This window comes from Mesorhizobium sp. M2C.T.Ca.TU.002.02.1.1, assembly GCF_003997225.1.
The window spans coordinates 1-5045 of sequence record NZ_RZTO01000452.1 but is presented as its reverse complement, the minus strand read 5'-3'; the positions used below and the strand labels follow the sequence as shown (position 1 = coordinate 5045).

At 64.3% G+C, this 5045-nt stretch carries 3 protein-coding genes and 1 pseudogene; 2 read left to right on the top strand and 2 right to left on the bottom strand.

Going from position 1 to position 5045, the window contains the following annotated elements; all coding sequences use genetic code 11:
* A pseudogene (locus EOD07_RS21990) lies at positions 1 to 234 on the top strand (5-aminolevulinate synthase); the annotation flags it as partial.
* Between the two features lie 11 nt (positions 235 to 245).
* On the opposite strand, the gene EOD07_RS21985 reads toward EOD07_RS21990, so the two are convergent.
* Both EOD07_RS21985 and mscL read right to left on the bottom strand, forming a co-directional pair.
* A complete protein-coding gene (locus EOD07_RS21985; RefSeq protein WP_127236967.1) occupies positions 246 to 1412 on the bottom strand; it encodes a pyridoxal phosphate-dependent aminotransferase in 1167 nt (388 codons plus the stop codon).
* Between the two features lie 103 nt (positions 1413 to 1515).
* On the bottom strand, positions 1516 to 1938 hold the full coding sequence (gene mscL / locus EOD07_RS21980; RefSeq protein WP_127236966.1) for a large conductance mechanosensitive channel protein MscL: 423 nt from the start codon (positions 1936 to 1938) through the stop codon (positions 1516 to 1518).
* Positions 1939 to 2242: 304 nt separating this feature from the next.
* Here mscL and EOD07_RS21975 point away from each other — a divergent pair.
* Positions 2243 to 5045 (top strand): PAS-domain containing protein (locus EOD07_RS21975; RefSeq protein ID WP_127236965.1); only part of this gene is annotated, 2803 nt, incomplete at its 3' end.

Genomic DNA, 5045 nt, shown 5'->3' with positions numbered 1-5045 from the left:
GGCGTGCACGGCATCTACATCCAGCCGATCAACTATCCGACGGTGCCGCGCGGCACCGAGCGGCTGCGCATCACGCCAACACCCTTCCATTCGGACACGCTGATCGCCGAACTGCAGGACGCGCTGGTCGAGACCTGGGATGCGCTGGGCATTCCCTATGCCGGCTCCGGCCGTCCCGTTGTCGCCGAGAGCGACCGCGTCGTTCCTTTGCTGGTGCCGAAGTCAGGCGGCTGAAGCCGCCTCGCTCACACCGTCTTCATCCATTTCGCCAGGCGATGCGCCGCTTCCTCGAGCTGATCGAGGCGGCGGTGGAAGCATAGCCTGAGGAAGGCCTCGCCGCCGGGCCCGAAGGCCGTGCCGGGCGCCAGGCCGACATTGGCGTTGTCGACGATGTCGAAGGCGGCTTTTCGAGCATCGGTGAGGCCGTCGACCCTGAAGAACAGGTAGAAGGCGCCCTGCGGCACGGTGAACCGCGCCTTGCCGGTTTCGCCGAGAATGCCGCAGACGAGATCGCGGGCGGCATGCGCGCGCTCCACCTGTTCGGCGATGAAGCCGTCACCTTCGTCGAGGGCGGCGACCGCGCCGCGCTGCATGAACTGGGCGACGCCCGAGGTCGAGTACTGGATCAGGTTTTCGAACACCTGCTGCAAGGCAGGATGGGTCTTGATCCAGCCGACGCGCCAGCCGGTCATCGCCCAGTTCTTGGAAAAGCTGTTGACGAACAGGATGCGGTCCTCGGGCGTGGCGACGTCGAGGAAAGACGGCGCGCGGCCGTGGCCGTAGTGGAACAGCGAATAGATCTCGTCGGCGATGATCCACAAGCCCTTTTGGCGGGCGAGATCGAGGATCGCCTGGAGCGTCTCCCTGTCGGCGGTCCAGCCGGTCGGGTTGGACGGCGTGTTGATGAACAAGAGCTTCGTGCGCGGCGTGATCGCGGAGGCGATCTTGTCGACGTCGCAGGACCAGCCATTGCCGGACTGGTCGAGGGTGACCGGCACCGGCACGGCGCCCGCCACGCCGGCGGCCGCGGCGAAGTTCGGCCAGGCGGGCGAGAGGTAGATCACCTCGTCGCCGCTGCCGGCGATCGCGTCGATGGCCAGTTGGATGGCATGCATGCCGGAGCCGGTGACGATGAACTCCTCCTCGGCGAAGGTCTTGCCGAAATGCCTGGCGTAGTAGCGGGCGAGCGCCTGCCTGAGCGCGGGGATGCCCTTCTGCCAGGTGTAGAACGTCTCGCCGTCGGCCAATCCCTTGGCGGCGGCATCGCTGATGAAGGAAGGCGTCGGCAGGTCGCCCTCGCCGGCCCAGAGCGGAATCAGGCCTTCGCGCAGGCGGCCATGATTGATGACGGCGACGATGCCGCTTTCGGGCGCGGCGCGGGCTTCCGCGCGCAAGGTCTCGATAAGGGTCATAGGTAAAATCCGTATTCGTCTGGTCAGCGCTCTTATCAGATCGCCGAACGGAAAACCCCGGCCGCAAGCGGCCGGGGTTTTGGTCCAGGGCGCCGGCTCTGTGTTATTTCTTGGCGAGCAGGTCGCGGATTTCGGTCAGAAGCTGTACATCGGCCGGCGGCGGGGCTGCGGCGGCAGCCGGCTTCTCGCGCTCCAGCCGCTTGCGCAGGTTGTTCACCGCCTTAACCATCAGGAAGATGATGAAGGCAAGGATCAGGAAATTCAGCACGACCGTGATGAATGAACCATAGGCGAAGACCGCGCCTTCTTTCTTGGCATCGGCCAGCGCGGACGAATGGACGTTCGAGGACAGTCCGAAAAAGTAATTGTTGAAGTCCAGCCCGCCGAAGATCGCGCCAACGATCGGCATGATGATGTCGTTGACCAGCGAATCGACGATCTTGGAGAAGGCGGCGCCGATGATGACACCGACGGCCAAGTCCATCACATTGCCTCGGGAGATGAATTCCTGGAATTCTTTCAGCATTCGACCCTCCTTGCATGACGGACCGCGCTGCCGCCTCACCAGTGTCCTTCGGCGCCGGCCCGGGTCCACCATAACAAAAACCCCCGGTTGCAAAACCGGAAAAAAGGCGAAAGCACCGGTTTGTGTTTCCACAGCGTCATCAAGCACATATGCGGCGAAAGCCGCGATGGACTCACGGTTGGAGCTGTGATTGCGTGGTAGGAACCGGATGAGGAACCGGCGTCAAGTCAAGAAACAGAGCATGATGTCGCCCGAAAACCGCTTCACACTTTTCGGCATCATGCTCTAGGAGGAAGTGCGGACCGTGCAAGGCTGGTTCGTCGTCATCATCGCGATCGCCTATGTGACGCTGCTTTTCGCCATCGCCAGCGTCGGCGACCGGCGCTCGGTGGCAGCCGGGCTCGGACGGGCCCGGCCCTTCATCTATGCGCTCAGCCTCGCCATCTACTGCACCTCCTGGACCTTCTTCGGCTCGGTCGGCCTGTCCTCCGAGCGCGGCCTCGAATTCCTCGGCATCTATACCGGTCCGGTGCTGGTGTTCGTGTTCGGCTTCCCGCTGCTCAACCGCATGATCCGGCTGGCAAAGAGCGAGAAGATCACCTCGATCGCCGACTTCCTCGGCGCCCGCTACGGCAAGAGCTTCACCGTAGCGGCGATTGCGACGCTGATCGCCACCATCGGCGCGGTGCCCTATATCGCGCTGCAGCTCAAGGCGATCTCGGGCTCCGTCAGCCTGATGGTCGAGCACTATACCGGCTCGCCGCCCTCTTTCGATCCGTTCGTCAGCGATATCTCGCTGGTGGTGGCGATGCTTTTGGCGCTTTTCGCGGTGCTGTTCGGCACACGCCATGCCGACGCCACGGAACACCAGGACGGGCTGGTTCTGGCGGTGGCGGTCGAGACGGTGGTCAAGCTCGCCGCCTTCCTCGCCATCGGCCTGATGGTGACTTTTCTCATCTTCGGCGGCCCGGGCGACATGATGACGACGCTCTCGGGCAACGGTCAGGTGCGCAAGGCCATGGGCTACAACACCTCTCTAGCCACCTGGCTGGTGCTGACGACCTTGAGCGGCTTCGCCATCCTGATGCTGCCGCGGCAGTTCTACGTCACCATCGTCGAGAACCGCGGCGAGGCGGAGTTGCGCACGGCGACCTGGGTGTTCCCGCTCTACCTCGTGGCGATCAACCTCTTCGTGCTGCCGATCGCCTTTGCCGGCCTGTCGCTGGTCGGCACCAAGACCAGCAGCGACCTTTATGTTTTGTCGCTGCCGCTGCTCAGTGGGCATGATCTGCTGGCGATGGCCGCCTTCGTCGGCGGCCTGTCGGCGGCGACCGCCATGGTGATCGTCGAGAGCGTCGCGCTGTCGATCATGATCTCCAACGATCTCGTCATCCCGCTGTTCGTGCGGCGCGTGCTCAAGACCAGTTCCTCGGAGAACGAGGACTGGTCGACGCTGATCCTCAATGTGCGCCGAGCTTCGATCTTCATCCTGCTGTTCATCGCCTTCCTCTACTACCGTGAGAGCACCAACAGCGCGCGGCTGTCCTCGATCGGCCTGATGTCATTTGCCGCGATTGCGCAATTCGCGCCGGCGCTGGTCGGCGGGCTGATCTGGCGCCGCGCCAATGGCCGGGGCGCAGCCCTCGGCATGGTCGCAGGCATCGCCGTCTGGGGCTACACGCTGCTCTTGCCTTCACTCGTCGGTCCCTCTACCGACATCGTCGTCCACGGCCTGTTCGGCTTCGAGGCGCTGAGGCCGCAGGCGCTGTTCGGCACCGTCGGCGAACCGCTGAACCACGGCGTGCTGTGGAGCCTCTCGGTCAACGCGCTGTTCTTCGTCCTTGGGTCCCTCTCCCGCGCATCGGTGCCGCTGGAACGCATCCAGGCGGCGATCTTCGTGCCACGCGAGGCCGGCCCGATGCCCAGCCTGCGCCGCTTCCGCACCGCCGTCACCGTCAACGACCTGAAGGACACGATTTCGCGCTATCTCGGGGTCGAGCGCACGGAGCGTTCGTTCCAATCCTTCGAGCGGGACGCGAAAGTCTCCCTGCTCGGCACCGAACAGGCCAACATGGATGTGATCCGCTTCTCGGAGCAGTTGCTGGCGAGCGCCGTCGGCTCGTCCTCGGCGCGGCTGATCCTGTCGCTGCTCTTCCGCCGCAACGACCGCGATTCCAAGGATGCCTTCAAACTGCTCGACGACGCCACCGAGGCGCTGCAGCACAATCGCGACCTGTTGCAGATCGCGCTCGACCAGATGGAGCAAGGCATCACCGTCTTCGATCGCGATTTCCGGCTGATCTGCTGGAACCGGCAATACCGGCTGCTGTTCGACCTGCCGGACGAGATGGGCCAGGTCGGCGTCTCGCTCGACCGGATCCTTCACCACCTCGCCGAGCGCGGCGATATTCCCGCCGACCAGCGCGTGACGATGCTCAACCGGCTGACCAGTTTCGCCGGCCCGTGGCAGATGGAGCTGAAGACCAGCGGCCGCATCCTGGAGCTGCGCTCCAACCCGATGCCCGACGGCGGCATCGTCGCCACCTATGCAGATATTTCCGGCCGCGTCGAACAGGATCTGGCGCTGAAACGGGCCAATGAATCGCTGGAGCAGCGGGTCAAGACCCGCACCATCGAACTCACCCGCGTCAACGAGGAGCTGGCGCAGGCGCAGATGCTGGCCGAGGAAGCCAATCTCGGCAAGACGCGCTTCCTCGCCGCCGCGGGCCACGACATCCTGCAGCCGCTGAACGCCGCCCGGCTCTATTGCTCGTCGCTGATCGAGAAGGCCGGCAAGGGACCGGCCGGCAAGGCCGCGATCAACATCGAATCCTCGCTGGAATCGGTCGAGACCATCCTCGGCGCGGTGCTCGACATCTCGCGGCTCGACGCCGGCGCCATGAAGCCTGAGAATGCCGCCTTCAACCTCGGCGGGCTGCTCGGCCAGATCGGCAATGATTTCCGGCCGCTGGCCGCCGAAAAGAAGCTCGACCTCAAGATCGTGCCGTCGTCGCTCGGCGTCATGACCGACCGTAATCTTTTGCGCCGGCTGATCCAGAACCTGGTGTCGAACGCCATCAAATACACGCGCGAGGGCCGTATCCTTG